This is a genomic window from Citrobacter sp. S55_ASV_140 (genome assembly GCF_018919505.1).
Classification (GTDB): domain Bacteria; phylum Pseudomonadota; class Gammaproteobacteria; order Enterobacterales; family Enterobacteriaceae; genus Citrobacter; species Citrobacter werkmanii.
In genome coordinates this window covers 1-2,878 of sequence record NZ_JAHLQZ010000318.1, presented here as the reverse complement: position 1 = coordinate 2,878, position 2,878 = coordinate 1, and the positions used below count along the sequence as shown (strand labels likewise).

General features: G+C 54.8%; 3 protein-coding genes. All 3 read left to right on the top strand.

Going from position 1 to position 2,878, the window contains the following annotated elements; translation table 11 throughout:
• Nucleotides 1-277 (top strand): mannonate dehydratase (locus KQJ18_RS23120; protein ID WP_216422856.1); only part of this gene is annotated, 277 nt, incomplete at its 5' end.
• An 80-nt stretch (nucleotides 278-357) separates the two neighbouring features.
• The gene (locus KQJ18_RS23115; protein ID WP_204525608.1) at nucleotides 358-1,833 is read left to right on the top strand and encodes a fructuronate reductase; all 1,476 of its coding nucleotides are present in this window, start codon (nucleotides 358-360) and stop codon (nucleotides 1,831-1,833) included.
• Nucleotides 1,834-1,966: 133 nt separating this feature from the next.
• Entirely contained in the window at nucleotides 1,967-2,740 is a 774-nt protein-coding gene (gene uxuR, locus KQJ18_RS23110) for a Uxu operon transcriptional regulator (protein WP_216422855.1), read from the top strand.
• Nucleotides 2,741-2,878 lie beyond the last annotated feature (138 nt).

The window sequence follows — 2,878 nt, the reverse complement described above, 5'->3', positions numbered from 1 at the left end:
GCGTGAAGATAACCCGAAAACCTTCCATGAAGCGGCGCATCTTAACGGCGACGTTGACATGTACGAAGTGGTGAAAGCGATCGTCGAAGAAGAGCAACGTCGTAAAGCTGAGGGCAAAGAGGATCTGATCCCCATGCGACCGGATCACGGTCATCAGATGCTTGACGATCTGAAAAAGAAAACCAACCCCGGTTACTCCGCGATTGGTCGCCTGAAAGGGCTGGCGGAAGTGCGTGGTGTTGAAATGGCTATCCAGCGCGCTTTCTTCAGCCGTTAAAGCAGATTTGCCGGTCACCTGTCTGGCCGGCTTTTTCCTTTTCTCTTCCGTTGGTATTCCAACGGCTTCTGGAGTTCACGATGACAACGACAATTGCCAGTAGCAACCTGCCGGTTGCGCGTCCGGCGTGGGACAGTTCTCGCCTGCAATCCCGTATTGTTCACCTGGGATGCGGTGCTTTTCACCGCGCGCATCAGGCGCTGTACACCCACCATCTCTTAGAAACCACCGACAGCGACTGGGGTATCTGTGAAGTTAACCTGATGCCGGGTAACGACTGCGTACTGATTGAAAATCTGCGCAAGCAGCAACTGCTGTATACCGTGGCGGAAAAGGGCGCGGACAACACCGTGCTGAAAGTGATTGGCTCGATGAAAGAAGCGCTGCACCCGGATCTTGACGATTGCGACGGTATTTTACAGGCCATGGCGCGCCCGCAGACGGCGATTGTCTCGCTGACGGTCACGGAAAAAGGGTACTGCACCGACGCTGCCAGCGGCCAGTTAGATCTCAATAACCCACTGATTAAGCACGATCTGGCGAACCCGACCGCGCCGAAATCGGCGATTGGGTACATCGTACAGGCGTTGCATCTGCGTCGCGAGCAGGGGCTGGCGGCCTTTACCGTGATGTCCTGCGATAACGTGCGTGAAAATGGTCATGTGGCGAAAGTCGCGGTGCTGGGCCTGGCGCAGGCGCGCGACCCGCAGTTAGCGGAGTGGATTGCAGCTAACGCCACCTTCCCATGCACCATGGTAGACCGCATTGTTCCGGCAGCGACGCCAGAAACGTTGCAGGAAATTGCCGACCAGTTGGGCGTTTACGATCCATGTGCTATCGCCTGTGAGCCGTTCCGTCAGTGGGTGATTGAAGACAACTTCGTCAACGGTCGCCCGGACTGGGATAAAGTCGGCGCGCAGTTCGTTGCCGATGTGGTGCCGTTTGAAATGATGAAATTGCGCATGCTTAACGGCAGTCACTCTTTCCTCGCGTATCTGGGCTATCTTGGCGGGTATGAAACTATCGCCGATACCATGACCAATCCCGCGTATCGCAAAGCGGCGTTTGCGCTGATGATGCAGGAACAGGCGCCGACGCTGGCGATGCCGGAAGGCACCGATCTCAACGCCTATGCGACGCTGCTGATCGAACGTTTTAGCAACCCGTCTCTGCGCCACCGCACCTGGCAAATTGCGATGGATGGCAGCCAGAAACTGCCGCAGCGCCTGCTGGATCCGGTGCGTCTGCACCTGCAAAACGGCAGCGACTGGCGTCACCTGGCGCTTGGCGTCGCGGGCTGGATGCGTTATACCCACGGCGTGGATGAGCAGGGGCAGGCCATTGATGTTGTTGACCCAATGCTGGCTGAATTCCAGCGTATTAACCAACAGTACCAGGGAGCTGAACGTGTGACGGCGCTGCTGGGGCTGAGCGGGATTTTTGGCCATGATTTAGCGGAAAACGCCGACTTTGTTGAGACGGTTATCGCCATGTATCAACAACTGTGCGAGCTGGGCGCGCGTGAGTGTGTTGCCGCGCTAAGCGCTGACGCTTAATTCCCCGAACTATGACGGGTCAATCAAAATACTGATTTGGTTGACCCGTTTTCTGTTTTTGACTTGCCGCAAATGCTATAGTTCGATACCTATTCACCGTATCTGATTACACGCTTCTGACGGACATAACACGATGAAATCGAACACTTCTCAACAAAGACCCTACCAGGAAGTGGGTGCCATGATCCGCGATCTGATTGTCCAGACGCCGTACCAGCCCGGTGAGCGTTTGCCGCCGGAGCGTGAAATTGCTGAGATGCTTAATGTCACTCGTACGGTGGTGCGCGAAGCATTAATCATGCTGGAAATTAAAGGACTGGTGGACGTGCGTCGCGGCGCCGGAATCTACGTGCTCGACAATGCGGATGCGCAGAGTATCGACAGTACGGATGTAAATCACTGCAACGATGCCGGTCCGTTTGAACTGCTGCAGGCGCGCCAGTTGCTGGAAAGCAACATCGCTGAATTTGCCGCGCTGCAGGCCACTCGCGAAGACATCGTCAAAATGCGTCAGGCGTTGCAACTGGAAGAGCGTGAGCTGGCCTCCAGCGAAGCGAATGGATCAGAAAGCGGTGATATGCAGTTTCATCTGGCGATTGCGGAAGCCACGCATAACAGCATGCTGGTGGAGTTATTTCGCCAGTCATGGCAGTGGCGTGAGAACAACCCGATGTGGATCCAGCTTCATAGCCACCTCGATGATACTCATTACCGTAAAGAGTGGATGGTCGACCACAAGCAGATCCTGGCGGCGTTAATTAAAAAGGACGCCCGCGCGGCCAAGCTGGCAATGTGGCAGCATCTGGAAAACGTCAAACAACGGCTGCTGGAATTTTCAAATGTCGATGATATCGACTTTGATGGCTATCTGTTCGAGTCCTGGCCGCTGGATAAAGTTAACGCCTGATTTTGCTTCTTCAGCCACACGGACAGCTTCGGTCCGTGTGGTACTTTCCCTCGTGATTATTCCCCTTTTATCGTGCTGAATTGGACATAAAAAATTTTGTCTGGCGCCTCAGCCGGGATTTTTTCGCCGTCTTTACAC